We start from the raw sequence: 21,330 nt of genomic DNA on the forward strand, positions 1-21,330 counted from the left end.
CCTGCGCGCGCGTCAGCGACGGCCACGCGGCGAGCGCCGCGCAGAGGGCGAGCAGCATCGTCGTCCGTGCGGCGAAGTCAGCGGGCCAACGCAGCGCGCCGCGCCTGCCGGACGCGGCAAGCGATGAAGTCGATGGACCCGAACGGCGAAGCGTGGTCATGAGCATGGTTCCCGCGCGCCGCGAACGGTGCGGCGCCATGCTTGCATGGTGCCTGCGCGGCGTCGCGCCGCTGCGCCAAAACCCCGGCCATCTCGGCCACGCGTGCGAGGCGCGCCGGTCGTCGCCGGATAATGGAGCCGTCACCCGCACAGACCCGAACGGGCGAGGAGCGCTTATGGCTGATCTGGTCGAAGGACTCGCCGCCCGGCACGATGCGGGCGGCGCGACGCACGCAGCAAGTGCCGCGCCGCCGTTGCGCGCGCAGGAATCGGCAACCGCGTCCAGCACGCCCGCGGATCTCCCCGTGATCGATCTGAGCCGCGCGGGCAAGGGCAACTATGTCGCGCGGCGCGGCAAGCTCGTGCAGGCCGCGTGGTACGTCGTGGAGACCTGTGTGCTCGACAACCGGCTGCTGCCGTTCTCGGCGCTGCGCGTGGGACTGCTGCGGCTGTTCGGCGCGAAGATCGGACAGGGCTGCCGGCTCGTGCATCCGATGCGCGTGAAGGCGCCGTGGAATCTCGAACTGGGCGACAATTGCTGGATCGGCGTCGACGTCTGGCTCTACAACCAGGCGCCCATCCGCGTCGGCTCGAACGTGTGTCTCTCGCAGGGCGCGTTTCTGAGCGCGGGCTCGCACGACATGCGCACGAACATGGACCTGCGCGTCGCGCCGATCGTGATCGAGGACGGCGTGTGGGTGTCGTCGAAATGCGTCGTGCAGATGGGCGTGACCATCGGGCGCTCGGCGGTCGTCACGCCGCTGTCGGTCGTGCATCGCTCGCTGGAGGCGGGCGGCGTGTACGGCGGCAATCCGTGCCGGTTCATTCGCCGGCGGTTCGAGTGAGCGTGTGATCGTGTGATCGCGCCGCCGTGAAATACAGAACGGGCCCTTGAAACAGGGCCCGTTTTGCATGCCGCGCGCGATGTTACGCGCGCGCGTTCAACATCGCGCGTCGATCAATACCATCAATACCCATAGCCGACCGCGCGTCCCGCCGAAGCCGCCTGCGTGCTCGGCAGGATCAGGTTCACCACGCGGCTCCACTTCACGAGCGAAGAGGCGTCGACGAAGATCACGTCGCTCGGGTTCAGCTCGAACTCGTCGGCGGTGGCCATCGATTCGGGCGACGAAGCGTCGAGGTGATACACGGTGCGATGGCCTTCCTTCTGTCCGCGCACGACGTAGACCTGCGAGGCGTCGCCGGAACCCTGGCTGATGCCGCCCGCGTTGCCGAGCGCTTCGTTCAGCGTGAGGCGGCCGTTGTCGAGCGGAATGCTGCCCGGATGCCCGACTTCGCCCAGCACGTAGACCTTGCTGTCGTTCTCCGAATACACGCGGATCAGGTCGCCGTTCTGCAGGATGATGTTGTCGGGATTCACGCCCTTCTTGATCATGTCGGGAATGTTCACGAGCACCGTCTTCTTGCCGCGCGTCACGCTCACGCGCGAGCGGTCGCCCGCCGCCGTGAAGCCGCCCGCGCGGTTGATCGCCTCGGGCAGCGACATCGTCATGTCGTTGAGCACCATCAGGCCCGGCGTGCGCACTTCGCCGTCCACGTAGACGCGGCGGCTGCGGTACGCCTCGATGCGCAGCGTCACCTGCGGATTGTGCAGATAGTACGAGAGCTTGCTGGCGACGAGATTACGCGCGTCGAGTTCGGTCAGTCCGGCGACGTGAATCGGCCCGACGTACGCGACCTGGATCGTGCCCGTCGAATCGACCGTATAGCCCGACACCACCTGACTCGTGCTCTGATCCTGCTGCCCGTTGCTGCCGGACGAGGTCGTCGGCAGATTCATTTCGGGGTGATCCCAGACGACGATGGACAGCACGTCGCCGGGACCGAGCGTGTAGGGCTTGGGTGTGCCGAACAGCGACTCGACGTCGTTGGGCACGACGGTAGGCCGCGCGGCGTGTTCCTTCGCGATCAGCGCGGGGTTGATCTCGACGAGCGCGTTGGGCGGCGGCGCGTCGTTGTTCGCCCCGCCCGACTGCGCCGCCTCGGTGGCGGCTTTCGCCTGCGTGACGCTCGACGGCGCGGTCATGCCCGGCGAGAACGCGCAGCCCGCGACCAGCGAAACGAGTGCCGCGAGTGCCGCCGCCGCGCCCAGTGCGCCGCGCGATCCACGTGTTGCGCGCCGTCCGGCGCGTGCTTGTTGTTCTGTTTGTGCGTCTGCTTGTGCGTTCATGTTGGCGTTGATGTGTGTGTCTGCGAGTGCCGCTGCGTCGGCGCTCGTCACGCTCGAAACACCCGGTATGCTGTGTGACATAGCTTGTCCCCTCAGTTCAGGAATCGCTCACCCCCGGCCGGCGCGCATCGCCATCGCGTGCAGCGCCGCTCCGTCGCCATGCGGCCTGGCTGCGCCGCGTGTGATTGTTCAATCGTTATCTGTGTGATCCGCCGTGTTGTATCCGGCTTGTTTGCAACACGATTTCAGTTGCGCAACGTGGCCGTCGCTTCCGGCTGCTCGGCCGCATCGACGTGCAGCGCGCGCTGCGTGCGCGCACGCGCGGCGGCATGCGAAGGATGGTCGTGCAGCAGCGCGAGCAGCGAGCGCACCATGCCGCTCATCGCGTAGCGCGTTTCGAAGGTGCGCTGCGCCTGCGCGCGCATCACGCCGCGCTGCTGCTCGTCGAGACCGCGCCAGGCCGACAGCAGCCCGGCCGTGCCCGCCACCGTATCGGGCGCGACGAAGCCCGCGCCGTCCGATTCGATTTCGCGCCACACGTTGACCTTGTCCGACACCAGCACGGGCAGCCCGCACGCGAGCGCCTCGGCCACGGACACGCCGAAATTCTCCTGATGCGAGGGCAGCACGAACACATCGCTCGCGTGGAACGCGCCCCACTTGAGATTGCCTTGCAGCATGCCGGGCCAGCTGACGCGATGCGCGATGCCATGCGTCTGCGCGATCGCCTGCAGTGCGGGCTGCCAGTCGTTCTTGTCGGGGCCGGCCATCAGCAGATGGGCGTCGGGCGTCGCGCGCGCATGTTCGGCGAACGCGTGCACCAGCAGATCGCAACCTTTCTTCGGATGCAGACGCCCGAGAAACAGCACGATGCGCTTGTTCCGCAGATGCGGGTGCGCGCGGAGGAACTCCTCGCGCAGCGTGTCCGCGTCGAGCGCGGGCGGATTCGTGCCGAACGGCACGACGCGTTCGTTGGCGCGATACAGCCAGAACGATTCGCGCGCGAGCACGCGCTCTTCCTCGGTCGTGAAGATCACGGCGGCGGCGTCGCGCAGCACGCGGTATTCGGCCCACGGCCAATACGCCCATTTCTTCAGATGCTTGAGCGGATAGGTGATGCGGAACCACGGATCGAGCATGCCGTGCGCGTAGACGTAGTAGGGCAGACGCGTCGAGCGCAGCGCGCGCCACGCGCCGTAGCCGTGGTATTGCCAGAGACCGTGCACGATCGCGGCGTCGAAGCGCGTGGCGTTCTCGCGCAGCCAGGACAGGTAAGACGGGCAGTAACCGTAATGGCCGCGCGCCGGACCGAGCGCGTGCAGCGGCAGCGGAAAATCGCGCACATAGGGCGCGTCGATCGGATCGAGCGAGGCGACTTCGATGCGATGACCGAGGGCCGCCATCGCAAGACCGCTCTGGCGCACGCCTTCGATGGGACCGCCCGAACGTGGATCGACGGTGGACACGAGGTGCAGGATTTTCATCGGGGCTCCGGAGTCGCGTAGGGAGTGAGCGGCGCCGGCGCGGGCGCCGGGGGACGAAAGGCGGGCTCGGTGCGTTCGTGCCTGCGCGGGCGTTGCGGGGGATGCGAGTACGGATCGGCGTGGGCGCGGCGGCGCAGCACGTCGAGACGGTAATGAAGCTGCGAATACAGCGCGACGACGAGACCGAGCGCGACGCCGTACATGAGGCCCGAGAAACGCGGCCCGAGCGGATTGCCGCCGATCGACGCGCCCGGCAGCGCGGCCAGCATCAGGATCGCCATGCTGAACGGCATCAGCAGTGGCTCGCGCGGCGCTATTCGATGCCAGCGCCGGAACGCGAGTCCGGCCGCGACGAGCGCGACGAGCACCGCGATCGGCATGCACGCGCCGAACACGACGCCTTCCGCGTAGAGCTGATAGACCCAGAAGTTGTGGCCCGCGACCCAATCGCTGGTGTCGAAGTAATCGGCCTTGCTGAAGGTCTCGCGCACGTAGGGGAAATAGATCGGCGAATAGCGGTAGACGTGGCCGTAGCCCTTGCCGAACAGCAGCGTTTCCGCCGATGCCGTCACCTGATCGTATTGATCGCGGATTTCGGCGATGCGCGTGATGGTGGTCGGGTCGCGGTCCGAGTCGGAGTTCTGCGCCGCGAAGATGCGCTGCGACCAGTGATTCGTGATTGACGGGAACAGCCACGCGGTGCCCACCGCGAGCGCCACCACGCACAGCAGCGCCGCGCCGGTGCGCACGGCCGATTTGATCAGATGACTGATCGACGGCGCGGCGAGCCACGCGGCGAACATCGTCAGCAGCACGGTCGCGAGCAGCAGGCTGCGCGTGACGCTCAGCAGCTCGACCACGAGCGTGGCGAGGAACACGAGCACCATCCACACCGAGAAGCGCCGCGCGACGATGAACTGATGCAGCAGCATCGCCTGCAACGCGAGCATGGTCGGCGAGACGATGCGAAAGCGGATGTCGGACAGCGGCCCGCCCACGGCGAACATGCCGAACAGGAACGTGAAGACGAGGCCCAGCACGTTCGCGTAGTAGAGCGCGTTCTGTATCTGCGCGATGCGCACCGGATGCCACGGACGGCACATCGCGAAGTAGCCGAGCGCGAACAGCAGGAACGGCAGGATCACGCGCAGATAATTGCCGACCGGATTGTGCTGGAGCAGTTGCGCGACGAGACTGCCGCCGAGACTCAGCGCGAGCATGACCGTGACGAACGAGCGCAGCCGCGACTCGCGCGTGAAGCGCGGGCCGATCATCATCAGGATGGCGGCGGCGGCCAGCGCCGGAAACACCACCAGCCATTGGGCGCTGTGGCCGAACTGCGAGTCGGGCGCCTTGTAGTCGAAGGCGAGCGGCAGAAAGCACAGCCAGATCCAGAGGACCGCATGTTTGTTGCGCATCGGCGTTCCTCCCGGTGCGGTGCGTGGTTGCGCAGGCGGCCGACGCCGCATGCGGAGTTTCGCCCCAATATAAAACGCAGCGAACGCGTTGCCATGACGCTGGCGCGAAGGGACAGAATTGTGGCGGCTGAAAAAAAATGATCGATCTGTCACCGTGCGTCTGGCCGAGAACGCCGGGAAGTTGGCGCACGCCGACAGGCGGCCTTGCGCAAGATGGGGTCGGCTAGGGCGCTGCGCCGAATGCCGGAGCGCGGGTCGGTTGGCGCGTCGTCGGCTATCGAAGCGAAGCAGCGAATCAACCCGCGTCGGGGATCGCCATTGCGAGGAGGCGTCATGAATCTGTTGCGCGGCACGCCGCCCGCGGTGCGCGGACGTTCGATCGAACTCGACTTCGTGCGCGGCATCGCGATCCTCGCGGTGATGGGCTTTCACTTTCATACGGTCCACACGGGTTACGCGTGGGTCGACATCATCGAATATCCGCTCAAGAGCTTCGGTCACGAAGGCGTCAATCTGTTCTTCACGCTCTCGGGCTTTCTGGTCGGCGGGCTGTTGCTGCGGCAGTACGCGCAGAACGGACGCATCGCCGCGCGTCGCTTCATCGTGCGCCGCATCTTCAAGATCTGGCCCGCGTATTACGCGCTGATTCTCTTTCACGTGGTGGCCGGGCGGCATCCGCGCGATACCTTTCTGTGGCAGAACCTCACGCATCTGCAGAACTATTTCGGCACCTCGATTGCGCAGACGTGGAGCCTGGCGGTCGAGGAGCATTTCTATCTGTTTCTGCCCGCGCTGCTGATCGTACTCGCGCATTTCCGGCTGCGCGCCAACGCGCTGATCGGCGTGATGGCCGTGCTGTGCACGCTCGTGCTCGGCGCGCGCAGCATCGCCGTGGCGAGCGGCAATCTCGACGCCGCGTTCAATTACACGCAGTACCGCATCGACAGTCTGCTGTTCGGCGTGATGCTCGCGACCGTCTACTGGATGAAGCCCGAGGTCTGGCGCGGGATCGCCGCGCGCAAGGGCTGGCTCGTGGGCGCGGTGCTGCTGCTCGTCGCGTGGCTCACGCTGGCGACGCGTCATGTGGCGCTCGACGAGAGCATCGGCTTCACGCTGCAGGCCGCGGGCTTCTGCGCGCTGCTCGTGCTCGTGCTCGAACATTCGGGCGGCTTGCGCGCGTCATGGCTGTATCGCGCGATTGCGTGGCTCGGCGTGTATTCGTATGGGATTTACCTCTGGCATTCGCTCGCGCTCGCGCCCGGCGACTTTCTGATCCGCAAGCTCGCGGCGCTGCACGTGCCCGCGCTGGCCGCGTGGCCGGTCGTGCTCGGCGCGCAGTTCTTCGTCGCGATCGTGCTCGGTTATGTGACGACGCGCGCGATCGAGTTTCCGTTCCTGCGTCTGCGCGATGCGGTGTTTCCCGACCGCCGTCCGGCCCGCGCGAGCGCGGCCTCCGCGCCGACCGCGCCGGGTCCGGTCACGACCGCGCCGGCTTCCGGCACGCCCGATGTCGACGGCAAGATCGGCGGCGTGGCTTGATGAACGCGTTCAAAACCCTCACACCATCGCGTCCTGCAATGTGTGCTTGAACTGATCGAGCGTGTTGCGCGCGAGCAGATGCGCGTCCATGCGCGCGATGCCCGCACCGGGCGCGCGCGTGCTCCAGCTTTGCGCGAGCGTGTCGATTGCGTGGGCGATGGTGGCGGGTTCGAGATCGTCGAGCAGCGGACCGAGCGCGCCGTCGCGGCAGAACCAGCCGATCAGCCCGTCGGCGCTCGCGAGCACCGGCTTGCCGAAGCGATACGCCTGCACCAGCACGCCGCTCATGCCGTAGTGCTTGTGGTAGCCGAGCCAGACGGCGTCGCAGGCGGAGAACAGATCGCGTTCCATGTCGTCGGGCACGAAGCGGTCGAAGATCACCGGCGCGGGCGTCAGATGCGGCGCGTGCGCGTTGATGAATTCGCGCGTTTCGTCGTCCTGCTGACCGGCGATCACGAGGCAGGGCGCGTCGCCCTTGCGCATCAGCGCCTGCATCAGTTCGCGGATGCCCTTGCGCTCGCCGATCGCGCCATACACGAGCAGATAGCGCGTACGCGCATCGAGCCCGAGACGCGCGCGCGCGATCTGCGGATCGACGGCGTCGATCTCCGGAAACGGATCGGCGACGTAGGCGAGGCGCGTCGAGCGCGAGTTCGCGCGCGGCGTCGATTCGGGCGACGCCGCCGTGCGCGTCATGCGCGCGAGCCAGTCCGGCAGCGTCGGATCGATGGTGAGCAGCGTGCGCAGACCGCGTGCGCGCAGGCCGCGCCGGAACAGCACCGACTTCACGAGATCGACGAACGGACGGCGCGGCGTGCGCAGCCCCGCCTGCGCGTGATGGAACGTCATGCCCATCACGATGGCGATCCACGGCGTCTTGCCGAAGGGCGTGTCGAGCGCCGCGAGCGTGTAGAAAAAATAGTCGGCGTAGGGCACGACCACGAGTTTCACGCGCGTCATGCGACTGATGTCGGCGAGCGCGCGCGCGTAGAAGTCGCGAAAGCGCATGTACACGCTGCACGCGTATTGCAGGCCGCGCGGCACCGTATGCAGATCGAGCAGCACGACGCGCAGATCGGGCCGCGCCTCGCGCAGGATGCGCTGGACGAGCGGGTGCTCGGCGTAAGCCGTGTCCGTGACGACGAGGCAACGATGGCCGCCTTCCACGCAGGCCTGCGCGACCCACTCGACGTAGCGCCAGCGGTGGCCCGTGAAGTTGGGTTCGATGATCGCGACCCACTCGCCTTCGGCCGTCGTGCCGTCGCTGGCGGTGTCGCTTGTGACGGCATCGGCTGAATCGACGTCATCGGCATCGTCACGGCGGTATCTGGCGATCGACACGGTTTCCATGTGGTCGGCCTGTCTGAGGATTGTGCGTTTCACCATAGCAGCGACGCGCGTGCGCCACGCGCCAAAATGCGGGCCGGGTTGGCCGAAAACGCCTGGAGAGTCAGCGGCGCGTGCGCGATGCGGTACGCGCAACGCGCTGCAACATCGCGCGTCCGATTCCGCCTGGCAGATGGCGTCTGGTGACATTTGCGCCGCGGTAACGTCCAGAGGTCGGCCCCGCGAGACCCAGGGCCGACGCTGCGCGCCGTTCACGCGCGCACTGCACGAGCGAGTGCTGCATCAGTACAGGAACAAGGAGAAGCGGATTGCGCGCGATGCGGGTGCCGGCGTGGCCGGTCAAGGCGGGGTTCGGTCCCGGCGCGGCGACGTGGGTGTTGCTGCAGCAGGTCGTCGTGCGCGGCCTCGTGGCCGTCAAATTTCTGGTGATCGGGCGCATTCTCGGGCCGTCCGCGATCGGTCTCGCGAGCGTGGCGCTGCTCGCGGTCGCGATCGCCGAAGCGCTCTCCGATACCGGGCTCGCGCAGGCCGTGATCCAGGGGCCGACGCCGCCCACGCGCGATCAGACCGGTAGCGTCTGGACCACGCTCGCCACGCGCGGCCTGCTGATCGCGCTGCTGCTGGTCGCGTGCGCGCCGCTGATGGACGCGCAATTCCATCTCGGCGGCGCGCTCGGTCTCGTTCAACTGGCGGCGCTGTTGCCGCTGTTGCGCGGTCTCGCGTCTCCCGCGTATTTCATTGCGCAGCGCGAGCGGCGCTTCCAGCATATCGCGGGCATCGAGATCGCCGCCGCGTGCGTCGATTGCACGGTCGGCGTGGGTCTCGCGCTCACGGGCATGGGACCGTACGCGCTGCTGCTCGGCATGATGGTCGGCGAGGCCTTCAAGAGCGTGCTGACGTGGACCACGCTCGCGCCGCGTCCGCCGATCCGGCTGCGCTGGTCGGGCATCGGCCATTACGTGGGTTTCTCGCGCTGGATCTGGGCGAGCAGCGTGATCATCCTCATCACCAACCAGTTCGACAAAGTGGTGGTCGGCAAGCTGCTCGGGCCGGCGCAACTGGGCGCGTGGCAGATGTCGTCGAAGCTCGCGCAGATGCTGCTCGCCGACGCCGCCATCGCCATGTCGCAATACCTCTTTCCGACCTTCGCCGCGCATCATCGCGGCGGCGCGCAGGCGGCCGCGCGGCTGTTCCGCATCTATCTCGGCGTGACGGCGCTCGGTCTCGCGGTCGTGGTGATCGTGCTGCGTTTCGCGGCCGAGCCGCTGTTCTCGCTCGTGCTCGGCGCGGCGTGGCTGTCGGCGGTGCCGTTGTTTCGGATCTTCGTCATCAACATGGCGATCAGCGCGCTGAATTCGGTGCTCGCGTCGTATGTGCGCGCGGTCGGCGATGCGCGCGCGGTCACGGTCGCGTCGCTGATCCAGGTCGCGACGCTCGCGGTGAGCGTGCCGATCGCTACGCAGCATTGGGGCGTGATGGGCATTGCGTGGTCGATGACGCTGGGTCTTGCGTCGGGCGCGGGCTGGATGCTGTATCGCGCGTGGCGCAAGCGCTGACGCTTGTGCACTGAGTGTCGATGCGCGTCGATGTCGGGCGAGACGTGCCGCATGCGTCAAATGCGACTCAGACGCACTCAAGCCCGCAGCGACGCCTCGACGATTTCCGCCAGCTGATGCCCGAGCGTCGGCGTGTTGAGCCGGCAATAGGCCGCGTGCGCGGCCGTGGCCATCTCGCGCATCGCGTCGGGCGGCAGCGCCCACGCGCGGCGCAGCGTGGCGGCGAGCGCCGCGACGCCGCCGTCGCGCTGGAACAGAAAGCCGGTGTGACCGTCTTCCACGTAGCCCGGCTCCGGTCCCATGTGCTGACGCAGCCGGTCGTGCACGACGGGCGGCAGACTGAGCGCGAACATATGCACGACCGACAGCCCCGCCGAGCCCGGATAGCAGCCCACGCGGCAGCGGCGGCTGATGGCGGCGATGGTGTCGTCGTCGTAGAGCGCGCCGTACCAGATCACGTCGCTGCGGTCGCGATAGCGGCGCTGCAGACTCGCGGCATGCTCGCCGCCGCCGACCACATGCAGCGCGATATCGCAGCCTTCGCGATGCAATTGCGCGATCGCCTCGATCAAGCCCTCGATCTGCGAATTCTCGCGTAAGCGCCCAATGAAGAGCACGCCGTTTTCCGTGCCGGTTTTCGCGCCGGGCTCGACCGTCGACGAAACCTGGAGCGAGTTGTTGGCGACCACGAGCTTGCGCGCCGGACAGCCGATGCTCACGAGCGAGCGCCGCGACGTCTCGGTATAGCAGACGTAGCGCTGCGCGAGCGCGACCGCGAGCCGGTAGCAGAGCGCGCGCACGAATCCCGCATGCTTGTGGCGATACAGCCCCTGACCGTGGATCAGCACCGGCACGCGCATGGCGCGGCCCGCGATGAGCGCGAGCCAGAGCGAGAGATAACGGACATCCGCGAAAATCAGCACGGCGTCGGGACGTTCGAGAACGATGCGCGTGAGCACGCGGCTTTGCATGCGGATGCGCCGCGAGGATAGACCCGCAATGCGCGTCTCGACGAATTCCTCGCAATCGGGCCGCTCGCGCGAAAAACCGTTCGCCTCCATGCCTTCCGAGCACGCGAACACCTTCACGCAGAACATGCGGTTCAGCGATTCGATCACCTCGACGCGATAGCGCGCGATCAGCGGCTGCACGTAGAAGACGACCGGCCGGTCGCGCACGGCGCTGCACGCCTCGTGGTCCTGTGCGTAGAGGCTCGTCCCGGAAGAAACGATCTTGTTTTCCACAGCCTGGCTCCAGCGTGCAGACGCGGTCAAAAGGGGACGAGTGTCTCGGGAATCCGGCCGTGCGCCGGTCAAATTTTCATATCCTCAGAATGTTGTAGGCGAGCCGTAGCAAAAGTGGAACCCGAAAATTTCTATTGAAACCGCGCCGCCCGCGAGGCCGCGCTATGGGCGATGCGGTATCGATAAACGCACGGAAAAAGTGCGGAAAATGGCGTAAACAGACGGGCAGATTGGCGGGATGCGCGTTTGCGATTGCGGGTCTTGATTGGCGTTCGACAACCTTTCGTTGTATTCAGCCGATGAATAGAATGTTTCGGACAACTTGTTTCTGGCGACTCGGAGACGACATCGACCTCGGGTAATCTCGAAGCGAGCGGATGAACACGCGCGTGATGTAGGTTGCGCACGCGAAATGCGCAGCGGCTGTCGTGTGTCCCGGCGAATGCGGAGAAACCGATGACGATGATCACAGCCGATGCATCCCCACCTTCGTTCGTGGACGGCGCAACCACGCAGCACGCGCGCACGGCCACCGCGACAGGCGCGCGCGTCGCCGCCGTGATCGCCACCAAGGGCCGCCCCGCTGCCACCGCGTGGGCTGTGCGTCTGCTCGCGCGGCAGACGGTGCCGCCCGCGCAGATCATTCTCTCGGCAAGTTGCGAGGACGATCTCGGTCCCTACGACGCCGAGGGCTTGCGCGTCGATGTGCTGATCGGCAGCGCGGGGTCGAGCGTGCAGCGCAATCGCGCGCTCGATGCGCTCGCGCCGGACATCGACATCGTGATTTTTCTCGACGACGACTTCGCGCCCGAGCGTCACTGGATCGCGCAATGCATCGAGGCGTTCGAGGCCGATAGCGGGCTTGTCGGCGTGTCGGGGCGCACGCTGCGCGACGGCGCGCAAGGTCAGCCGGCGACGTGGGACGAAGCGCTCGCGCTCATCGACGGCGCGCACGACGAAGCGCGCCAGCGGCCGCCGCTGCGTCCCTGCGACGAGCTTTACGGCTGCAACATGGCATGTCGCGCACACGCGATCGCCGATCTGCGTTTCGATGAACGGCTCGTGCTCTACGGCTGGCTGGAGGACAAGGATTTTTCGCGACGCCTCGCGCGCAGCGGACGGCTCGCCTATTGCGACTATCTGCTCGGCGTGCATCTGGGCCTGCGCGGCGGACGCGTCTCGGGCCGCCGCTACGGCTATTCGCAGGTGGTCAACGCGATGTATCTGTGCCGCAAGGGCGTGATGTCGCGCAAGGAAACGGCGAGCAACATCGTGCGCGCGCTCGGCATGAACTGCCTGAAGTCGATGCGGCCCGAAGCGCATCTCGACCGGCGCGGACGCCTGATCGGCAACGTGATCGGCATCGCCGATCTGTGCATCGGCGCCGTGCGTCCGGAGCGCGCGGCGCGGCTTTGAAGCCCGCGCCGCACGCTGTTTCTCGACGTCCTGGTTGCCGCTTAATTGCCGCTTAATTGCCGCTGCCGCGCGCGACGCGGCGCTGCTTGACGCTTTCCGCGAGACCTTCGAGCACGTTCACGCTGTCTTCCCAGCCGATGCACGCGTCCGTGATGCTCTGGCCATAGGTGAGCTCGCAACCTTCCTTGAGGTCCTGGCGGCCCGCCACGAGGTGCGATTCCACCATCACGCCGACGATGCGCTCGTCGCCCGCCGCGATCTGGCGGCCGATGTCGGCGCACACGGGAATCTGGTTCTCGTGCTTCTTCGAGCTGTTGGCGTGGCTCGCGTCGATCATCAGACGCGCGGCCAGACCCGCCTTGCCGATGTCGGCGCACGCGGCGTTCACGCTTTCCGCGTCGTAGTTCGGCGTCTTGCCGCCGCGCAGGATCACGTGGCAGTCCTCATTGCCCGCCGTCGAGACGATGGCCGAGTGGCCGCCCTTCGTCACCGAGAGGAAATGGTGCGGCTGCGACGCGGCCTTGATCGCGTCGACGGCGATCTTCACGTTGCCGTCCGTGCCGTTCTTGAAGCCGACCGGGCACGAGAGGCCCGAAGCCAGTTCGCGGTGCACCTGCGACTCGGTCGTGCGCGCGCCGATCGCGCCCCACGAGATCAGGTCGGCGATGTACTGCGGGCTGATCATGTCGAGGTATTCGGTGCCCGCGGGCAGGCCCAGTTCGTTGATCGAGACGAGCAGTTCGCGCGCCGTGCGCAGGCCGTCGTTGATCTTGAAGCTGTTGTCCATGAACGGGTCGTTGATGAGCCCCTTCCAGCCCACCGTCGTGCGCGGCTTTTCGAAGTACACGCGCATGACGATCTCGAGTTCGTTCTTGAAGCGCTTGCGTTCCTCGACGAGGCGCTTCGCGTACTCGACCGCCGCCTTCGTGTCGTGAATCGAGCACGGTCCGACGATCACGATCAGCCGGTCATCCATGCCGTGCAGGATGCGGTGCATCGCGCGGCGCGATTCGTAGATCAGCGTCGAAGCGGCTTCCGAGCACGGGAATTCGCGGATCAGGTGCGCGGGCGGCGTCAGCTCCTTCAGTTCGCGGATACGGACATCGTCGGTGTTGTGCGGGGGCATGTTGTTTTCTCCTGATCCTGGGTGCGTAGCGTGCGTCGGTCGGACGGTGCTTCAAAAATCGGTTAGATGAAAATGCGGCTCTGAGGCAATGCACGAAAAGTGCGGGACGAAAAAAAACCGCCAGGCTTTGCTGGCGGTTTCTCGTGTGTTCGGGGTCCTGCGCGTACTATCAACCCTCTCGATCCGCCAGCGGTCTGAGATACCAAAAGAAGTAAAAATAAAACTTCGTGGCGAACATGGCGGATTGGGTGTCTTTAAAACGGTTTCGCTGAAAAAGCGTTCGTTACGTCGAAAAGGGTGATTGCCTTTATACCCCGGCGCTCTCGCGGCTGGCAAGCGGGTTTGCGCGAAAAAGCGGATTATCCGCGCAATGGTGCGGTGCGATGCAGAAAATCCGCGTGGCGGTGCGGAATTTCCGCATCGCCACGCATCGTGCGCGTGGAGCGACCCGCGCGCACGCCTGCCTTAAACCGTGCCGCCGACCGTCATGCGGTCGATGCGCAGCGTCGGCTGGCCGACGCCCACCGGCACGCTCTGGCCCTCCTTGCCGCACACGCCCACGCCCGAGTCGAGGCGCATGTCGTTGCCGATCATGCTCACGTACTTGAGCGATTCCGGGCCGCTGCCGATCAGCGTCGCGCCCTTCACGGGGTAGGTGATCTTGCCGTTCTCGATCATGTACGCCTCGGACGCCGAGAACACGAACTTGCCGTTCGTGATGTCGACCTGGCCGCCGCCGAAGTTCACGGCGTAGAGGCCGTTCTTCACCGAGGCGAGGATTTCCTGCGGGTCCTTGTCGCCGTTCAGCATGTACGTGTTGGTCATGCGCGGCATCGGCAGCGCGGCGTACGACTCGCGGCGCGCGTTGCCGGTCACCGGCATGTTCATCAGGCGCGCGTTGAGCGAGTCCTGAATGTAGCCCTTGAGAATGCCGTCCTCGATCAGCGTCGTGCACTGCGTCGGGTTGCCTTCGTCGTCGATGTTGAGCGAACCGCGGCGATTCGGAATCGTGCCGTCGTCGACCACGGTGACGCCCTTGGCCGCCACGCGCTGGCCGATCTGGCCCGCGAACGCCGACGAACCCTTGCGGTTGAAGTCGCCTTCCAGACCGTGGCCGATGGCTTCGTGCAGCAGCACGCCGGGCCAGCCCGGTCCGAGCACGACGGTCATCGCGCCTGCGGGCGCCGGACGCGCTTCGAGGTTCACGAGCGCCGCGTGCACGGCGTCGTCGACGTATTTGCTGAGCACGTCGTCGGTGAAATAGCCGTAGTCGTAGCGGCCGCCGCCGCCGCCGCTGCCCACTTCGCGGCGGCCGTTCTGTTCGGCGATCACCGTGACCGAGACGCGCACGAGCGGACGGATGTCGGCGGCAAGCGCGCCGTCGCTGCGCGCGACCAGCACCACGTCGTATTCGCCCGCGAGACCCGCCATGACCTGGGTGATGCGCGGATCGCGCCCGCGCGCCATCTGCTCGATGCGTTCGAGCAGTTTGACCTTTTCGGTGGCTTCGAGCGAGCCGAGCGGGTCGGACGGCAGGTACAGATCGCGGCCCGCGATGCCCTTGAGCGAGGTGGCCACCTTGATCTTCTGCTTGCCGCCGCCGGCCTGGGCGATCGAACGCGTGGCGATGGCCGCCTGGCGGATCGCTTCGGGCGAGAGGTCGTCGGAGTAGGCGAACGCGGTGCGCTCGCCCGAGACCGCGCGCACGCCCACGCCCTGGTCGATGCTGAAGCTGCCCGACTTCACGATGCCTTCTTCCAGGCTCCACGCTTCGCTGCGGGTGGTCTGGAAGTAGAGGTCGGCGTAGTCGACGCGGTGCGTGAAGATCTCGCCGAGCGTGCGCGTGAGCACTGCCTCGTCGAGGCCGTAGGGCGTGAGGAGCAAGTCCTTCGCGGTCGCCAGATTGCGGATGCCGGGTTCGATGATGTTCATGCGCTCAGTGGGATCAATCGATGAGTCTGTGAAGGAAGATTCGGGCGCGGTGCGCTCAATTCAAGTGGCGCGCCCGGGTTCGTCAGGAACAGTCGAGCACGCGATGCCGCCACGCAGGCAGGCTCGCGCGCACGGCGGCGATACGGTCGAGGTCGAGGTCGCCGATCACCACGCCGGGGTTTTCGTCGAGCACGTCGACGATCTCGCCCCACGGGTCGATCAGCATGCTGTGGCCCCAGGTGCGGCGGCCGTTCTCGTGCGTGCCGCCCTGCGCCGCGGCGAGCACGTAGCACTGGTTCTCGATCGCGCGGGCGCGCAGCAGGATCTGCCAGTGCGCGCGGCCCGTGGTGTACGTGAACGCCGACGGCACGACCATCAGCGCGCAGCCGTCCTGGCCGCCCATGCGGCGGTACAGCTCGGGAAAGCGCAGATCGTAGCAGACCGACAGGCCCGCGCGGCCGAACGGCGCATCGAAGGTCTGCACCTCGGTGCCGGGGCGGATGGTGCGCGCCTCGTCGAACGATTCGGCGCCTTTCTCGAAGTTGAACAGGTGAATCTTGTCGTAACGCGCGCGCTCCGCGCCGCTCGGGTCGAACACGAGCGTGGTGTTGAGCACGCGGGTTTCCTCAGGCGCTTTCAGCGGCAGCGTGCCGCCGATGATCCACACGCCGTGGCGCTGCGCGGCATCGGCGAGAAAACGCTGGATCGGGCCGTCGCCGTAGGCTTCGCGGATCGCGAGCTTGTCGGTGTCCTTGTGGCCCATGAAGCAGAAGTACTCCGGCAGCAGCACGAGCTGCGCGCCCTGCGCGGCGGCGTCGGCGATCAGGCGTTCGGCTTCGGCGAGATTGCGCGCCGGATCGGGCGTGCTGACCATCTGCAGCGCCGCGACGCGGAACGGGGTGATCGGTGGGGTGGACGTGGCGGCGTGGGAGGGAGATTCGCTCATCGGCGGCTCGTGAGTGGACGGTGTTCGTTGCCGGCCCGTTCGGGCGGCCGCGCCAGCAAGGAGGGGTTCCGTGATCCGGACCTCAATGCGCCGCCGCCGGGACCTGCGCGTCCATCTTACCCTGATCGCCGCGCAGACGCTCGACGTGGGGTTTGGCCCAGGAGCCCGTGATCGCGTAGTCGCGCGCGAACGCCGACTCGACCGTGTGCGAGAGCGCGATGTCGCCGGCCAGCGCCGCGAGACCGAGCAGCGGATTGATGATCGCCGCCACCACCACGCCCGCGCCCGCGCTCACCGTGGGCACGACATGCACGCGCAGATCCTGGGTTTCGTGCGCGAGATCGACGGTGCCCTGCATCTGCGCGCGGCCCGGCGCGGTGACGAGCCGGAAGTCGCTGGTGCGGCCGATGCCGTTCTCGATCTGCCCTGTGCCCGTGATGCTCGTGAAGGGCAGCCCCTGGCCGATCACGTCGCGGAAGTCCATGGTCGCGAAGCGCGCGAGGCTTTGCAGGCTCAGCACGCCGAGCAGCGTGGCCACGCCCTGATCGATCTTGAGGATCTGGCCGTGGCGCAGGTCGAGCGCGAGATTGCCGTTGAGCGTCGGGAAGTCGATCTTCGTGGGGCCGCCGCGCCAGACCAGATTGCCGGTCAGCGTGCCTTCGCCGTTCTTGACGGCGTGCGCGACGCCCGCGCGTTCGAGCAGCTTGCCCGCGTCCTTGATGTCGACGTGGAAATCGAGCGCGGTGCGGCGCGGCGTCTGCGACGCGCCGCCGGCCGTGTCGGCGGGCGCGGTTTCGTCGCCGATCGCGCGCCAGCTTTCGGTGGCCGTGAAATGCGCGTCCGGGTTCAGGATGTCGAGCTTGTCGAGCTGCCAGACCGGCACGCCGTTCTCGTCGTCATTGTGCGCGTTGATCTGCAGACGGCCGAGGTCGCGGCCGCGCACGATCAGCTGGTTCACCACGAGGTCGATCGACGGCATGTTCTGCGCGGGCTGCGAGACCGCCTGGCCGAGCAGGTCGTTTTCGGTTGCGGCGGGCACGACCAGACGGGCGAGGCGCGCTTCGAGCGTGCCCGGCGACCCCGGCACGGCGCCCGGCTTCCACGAAACGTGGCCCGAGACCTGGTTCGAAGCCAGATTGGCCTGCCATTCGTTGCCGTGCTCACCGCTGCGCGAGGCGCCGACGATCACGTTTTCCCAGTGGCGCTTGAGCAGCGTCAGCATGCCGACGTGGACTGCGAAGCGCGACGGCAGGTACTGCGCGAACGCGCCGCCGGGGGCGATCGGGGCGGCGGCAACGTTTGCCGCGCTGGCCGGCATGTTGGCGGAAGCGCTGGCCGCCGTGTTCGGCGCATTGACCGACGCGCCGCTCGCCGGATTCGCCACGGCGTTGGCCGCGCTCGTCGCGGCGGGGCTGGAGGCGCCGTTCGTCATGGCCGTCGCGGCCGCGTTCGCCGGAGCGCCGGTGCTGGCGGCTTCGTTGTGAGCGGCTTGAGCGGCTTGATCGGCATGTTCCGGCGCAACGGCCGCGTTGCTCGCCGCCGCCCTGCCGCGCAGTTGCTGGACCACGAGGCGCCAGGCGTCGGCGTCGAAGGCGGGCAGATCGACGGCTGCCGTCACGCCTTCGGCGGGCAGATCCGCGGGCTTGTTCATGCCGATCGCGCCGCGCACCACGTCCGGCACATGGCCCGGATTGCGCCGCAGCACGTAACGCGCCGCGAGCGGGCCGAGCGCGAGTTCCGCGTGCTGATAATTCGCGTCGTCGGTGGCGCTGGCGACCGTGCCCGCATCGCCGGCGTCGCCGGTGCCCGGTTGCAGATCGAAGCGCAGCGGCATCTGCGCGCCCGCCGCCTTGCCGAACGGCGCGGGCAGGTCGATCGCGAGATCGGTGAGATCGGAACTCGCCTTCACGTCGGGCAGATGGCCGCGCGCGCCGTCCACCGAAAGCGAGTAGGGCGCCGTGCCCGAGAAGCGGTCGAGCACCGCCGCCGCCGTGCCGTGCAGATTGAGCCCGCGCGCCGCATCGACGGCCACGTTGCCCGCCACGTCCAGCTTGTAGCGGCCGTCCTCGCGCAGCCCGCCGTTCGCGCGCAGGTCGCCGCCGAGGAAGCGGCCCGTGAGGCGCTCGACCTGGGCGCTGCGGTTCGTGAAGCGTACCTTGCCGTTGAGCGCGGAGAGCGGCGGCACGTTGTCGGCGGCCAGCGTGTTGTTCTCGAAGCCGATCGCGCCCGCCACCAGCACCTTCGGCATCGGCTTGCGCGGGATCGTGAGCTTGAGCGCGAGCGTGGCCGGCCCTTGCGCGCGCACCTTCGCGGGCGCGTGCTTCGAGAGCGCGCCGATCGAGCTGTTATCGGCATAGGCGAGCAGGTCGGCGAGCGGCCCGCGTCCCGCGCCCTGGATCACGAGATCCGAGCCCTTGACGCCGAGTTCGTCGATGCGGCCGTTCACGTCGCGCAGCACGAAGTCGCGGTAATGGCCGCGCGCCACGTCGAAGCGCAGTTCCTTTTCCTTGAGCGTGAACACGCCGTCGATGCCGTCGAACGCGGGCCACACATTGGGCACGCCGTTGCGCATGGTCTTGGGCGGATACGGCGACGGATCGAAGCGGCCGTTCTGGAACGGCGCGACGATGCGGAACTGGCCCGCGTCCGGATCGCGCGAATAGGGGAATTTGGCGAGGTCGCCGTGAATCTCGATGGTCGCGCCTTTCGAGATGCCCGCCTGCAGCCCGTGGCCCAGATAGATGCGCGTTTTCTCGCTGATGCTGGTGGGCAGATAGCGCGCGATGGCGTTGACCTTGGCCTCGTCGAAATGCGCGATGAGGTCGAGCGCGCCGCGTCCGTGGCCCGGATTCGTGTAGTGCGCGGTCATTTTGGCGCGCGCGTCGGCGTTCTGCACGCCCAGCTCGGTTACGTCGACGGCGAAGGCCTTGAGCTTGTCGCCCGGATTGCGCTGCGCGGCCACGGTCCATTTTGCCGTGCCGTACAGACTGTCGAAGGTCAGGCGCGGATCGTCGAACACGCCGGGCAGCGTGACCGCCGACTTCGAGGCGTCGAGGCGGATCGTGCCGTGCGATTCGTCGGCGTCGATATGCCCCCAGAGATTTTCGAAGCCCGGCAGACCCGCGCGCGGGTGATTGCGCGGCGTGAGGCCCGGCCCCGGTTCCTGCGCCGCCACGCTGATGCCCTGCAGATCGCCCTTGAAGCGGTAGTGCAGGATCGGCTCCGCCGCCGTGGTGCGCTGCTCGGTGGCCGCTTCGCCCGCTTCGGGCGCGGCGCGTTCGAGCGCGAGTTCGTAATCGGCGACGAGCCCTTGCGGATTGAAGCGCACCAGCGCGTTCTGCACGCGGTTGGGCAGCGGTAGCGCGCGCATGAATTCGGCGAGGATGCCCAGGTCGATGCGGTCGCCGCGCACGCTCACGAGCTGGCCCGCCTGCAGCGATTGCTGGCGAAAGCGCGCGTCGAGCGTGGTGAGCGCGAGCGTGCGCACGAGCGGCGTGCCGTCTTCGAGCGGCGGCTGGCCGAGTTCGGCGTGGAAGTCGCGCAGTTGCAGCGTGAAGTCGCCGGGCGCGAGACCCATGCGCCAGTTGAAACCGGCGACCGGCAGATCGAGGCGCGGCTGCGTGGGCTTCACGCGCAGCGCGATATTGTTGCCGCTGAGCACGCCATCGGCGGACTCGATGCGGCCGTTGTCGAAATGCGCCCAGATCGCGTTGTCGATGCGACCCGCATAGGTCATGATCGGCAGCGGAACGTAGCGCGCGAGCGTGGGCAGATCGACGGGGCCGGTCGAGACGTAGGCGTTGCCGCTCCAGGTGTTCGGCTTGCCGGCGGGCGCGAGGCGCGAGTGCTTGAACTGCGCGCGGAAATCGAGCGGACCGTGCAGCACCGTGCCCTCGGCGGGCGCCTGCAGCGCGATGCGGTGGTCGTAACCGTCGTTGAGAATCGCGAGGCGGATGTTGGACAGCTTCAGCTCGGGCGCGTCGCGCGTGGCGTCGGCCCAGCGCAGCGTGCCGCCGCGCAGCACGATGGCTTCCTGGCGCATCAGCCAGGTCGTGAAGGTGGCGTTGCCGGTATGCGCGGTGGGTACGGGCACGCCCGCGACCGTGAGCGTGCCGTCGTCTTCGCGCGTGATCAGCACGTCGGGCCGCTCGACGATCATGCTCGACAGCAGCGGCTCGAACAGCACGAGCGAGCGCCACGACACCGAGGCGGTCGCATGCGGCACGTTCAGCGCGAGCTGGCCCTGGCGATTGCGGATCGTGAGGTCGGCCACGTCGATGCCCGGCTGGAAACCGGACCAGTGCGGCGAGAGTTTGCCGATGCGGAAATCGGCGTGGATCTTGTCGGAAACGAGCTTTTCGATGCGCGGACGGAAGTCGTCCACATGCGGCAGCACGATGTAGCGCAGACCGAGCAGCAGCACCGAAACGATGAAATACAGGACGAGCGCGATGCACGCCAGCACGCGCAGCGTGTGACGGAGTACCGGGTGGTGATGCTGGGAGCCCGCGTCTGCACTTTCCCGGCTGGCGTGTCCGGTGGGGTGCGGGCCGGCGGGGTCGTTACGCTCGGACATGCTGCGGCGGGTGGGGTATGGTAGCGTTGCGATCTGACGACGAAATGTATCACACAGGGCCGTATACAAGGCCATCCGGGGAAGCCGGGATGGCCCGTGGCGCGCGGGTTTTTACATGACGGGCAGGGCGGGTGACGCGCGCTTCGGTGTCCGGCGCAATGCTGCGGGCGAAGCGCGGGCGCTCAGGCTTCGTGTCTGGCGTTTGCAAGCCTTGCAACGGAACGTCACAGCAAAACGTCATAGCGGATCCTCATGCGCGTCATCTTCGTCGCTTCGCGGTTCGCGCGTGTTTTGCGTGCGTCCAACGTGCGTCCCGTGTATTTTCCCTTTCCCGTGCATCTTTCATCCGCGCGATCATCGACGTTTATCTCCGCTTATTCCGCCGGGCCAGGCTTT

13 protein-coding genes are annotated in these 21,330 nt (G+C 67.3%); 4 read left to right on the forward strand and 9 right to left on the reverse strand.

Annotated features, from left to right (window positions below; translation table 11 throughout):
* Positions 1-335: 335 nt before the first annotated feature.
* The gene (locus G3N97_RS11950; RefSeq protein WP_241030536.1) at positions 336-1,004 is read left to right on the forward strand and encodes a DapH/DapD/GlmU-related protein; all 669 of its coding nucleotides are present in this window, start codon (positions 336-338) and stop codon (positions 1,002-1,004) included.
* A 122-nt stretch (positions 1,005-1,126) separates the two neighbouring features.
* Here the strand turns inward: G3N97_RS11950 and G3N97_RS11955 are convergent, their stop codons facing one another.
* The 3 genes from G3N97_RS11955 to G3N97_RS11965 all read right to left on the reverse strand — a co-directional run bounded on the left by G3N97_RS11955 (position 1,127) and on the right by G3N97_RS11965 (position 5,252).
* Entirely contained in the window at positions 1,127-2,431 is a 1,305-nt protein-coding gene (locus G3N97_RS11955; protein WP_241030537.1) for a polysaccharide biosynthesis/export family protein, read from the reverse strand.
* Between the two features lie 164 nt (positions 2,432-2,595).
* On the reverse strand, positions 2,596-3,834 hold the full coding sequence (locus G3N97_RS11960; protein ID WP_205993398.1) for a glycosyltransferase: 1,239 nt from the start codon (positions 3,832-3,834) through the stop codon (positions 2,596-2,598).
* Positions 3,831-5,252, reverse strand: a complete 1,422-nt coding sequence (locus G3N97_RS11965) for a hypothetical protein (protein WP_205993399.1) — start codon at positions 5,250-5,252, stop codon at positions 3,831-3,833. The genes G3N97_RS11960 and G3N97_RS11965 overlap by 4 nt, the downstream gene beginning before the upstream one ends.
* A gap of 333 nt (positions 5,253-5,585) precedes the next feature.
* Between G3N97_RS11965 and G3N97_RS11970 the strand changes: the two genes are divergently transcribed.
* Positions 5,586-6,791: an acyltransferase gene (locus G3N97_RS11970; RefSeq protein ID WP_205993400.1), complete on the forward strand. Its 1,206-nt coding sequence runs from the start codon at positions 5,586-5,588 to the stop codon at positions 6,789-6,791.
* Positions 6,792-6,809: 18 nt separating this feature from the next.
* Here the strand turns inward: G3N97_RS11970 and G3N97_RS11975 are convergent, their stop codons facing one another.
* Positions 6,810-8,141 carry a glycosyltransferase gene (locus G3N97_RS11975; RefSeq protein WP_205993401.1) on the reverse strand — a complete coding sequence of 444 codons (1,332 nt, stop codon included), beginning with the start codon at positions 8,139-8,141 and terminating at the stop codon, positions 6,810-6,812.
* Positions 8,142-8,446: 305 nt separating this feature from the next.
* On the opposite strand from G3N97_RS11975, the gene G3N97_RS11980 reads away from it, so the two are divergent.
* Positions 8,447-9,694 carry an oligosaccharide flippase family protein gene (locus tag G3N97_RS11980; protein ID WP_205993402.1) on the forward strand — a complete coding sequence of 416 codons (1,248 nt, stop codon included), beginning with the start codon at positions 8,447-8,449 and terminating at the stop codon, positions 9,692-9,694.
* Positions 9,695-9,771: 77 nt separating this feature from the next.
* Here the strand turns inward: G3N97_RS11980 and G3N97_RS11985 are convergent, their stop codons facing one another.
* Entirely contained in the window at positions 9,772-10,938 is a 1,167-nt protein-coding gene (locus G3N97_RS11985; protein ID WP_346778057.1) for a glycosyltransferase, read from the reverse strand.
* Between the two features lie 456 nt (positions 10,939-11,394).
* Between G3N97_RS11985 and G3N97_RS11990 the strand changes: the two genes are divergently transcribed.
* Positions 11,395-12,354 carry a glycosyltransferase gene (locus G3N97_RS11990; protein WP_241030538.1) on the forward strand — a complete coding sequence of 320 codons (960 nt, stop codon included), beginning with the start codon at positions 11,395-11,397 and terminating at the stop codon, positions 12,352-12,354.
* A gap of 52 nt (positions 12,355-12,406) precedes the next feature.
* Here G3N97_RS11990 and aroG read toward each other — a convergent pair whose 3' ends face one another.
* From aroG to G3N97_RS12010, 4 genes are all read right to left on the reverse strand, one after another.
* Complete coding sequence (aroG, locus tag G3N97_RS11995) at positions 12,407-13,480, reverse strand: 3-deoxy-7-phosphoheptulonate synthase AroG (RefSeq protein ID WP_065057150.1); 1,074 nt, start codon at positions 13,478-13,480, stop codon at positions 12,407-12,409.
* Between the two features lie 465 nt (positions 13,481-13,945).
* On the reverse strand, positions 13,946-15,412 hold the full coding sequence (gene tldD, locus G3N97_RS12000; protein ID WP_205993403.1) for a metalloprotease TldD: 1,467 nt from the start codon (positions 15,410-15,412) through the stop codon (positions 13,946-13,948).
* Positions 15,413-15,494: 82 nt separating this feature from the next.
* Positions 15,495-16,358 carry a carbon-nitrogen hydrolase family protein gene (locus G3N97_RS12005; protein ID WP_205993404.1) on the reverse strand — a complete coding sequence of 288 codons (864 nt, stop codon included), beginning with the start codon at positions 16,356-16,358 and terminating at the stop codon, positions 15,495-15,497.
* Positions 16,359-16,440: 82 nt separating this feature from the next.
* Complete coding sequence (locus G3N97_RS12010; RefSeq protein ID WP_205993405.1) at positions 16,441-20,934, reverse strand: AsmA-like C-terminal region-containing protein; 4,494 nt, start codon at positions 20,932-20,934, stop codon at positions 16,441-16,443.
* Positions 20,935-21,330: the final 396 nt, after the last annotated feature.

This window comes from Paraburkholderia sp. Ac-20347, assembly GCF_017104805.1.
Taxonomy (GTDB): domain Bacteria; phylum Pseudomonadota; class Gammaproteobacteria; order Burkholderiales; family Burkholderiaceae; genus Paraburkholderia; species Paraburkholderia tropica.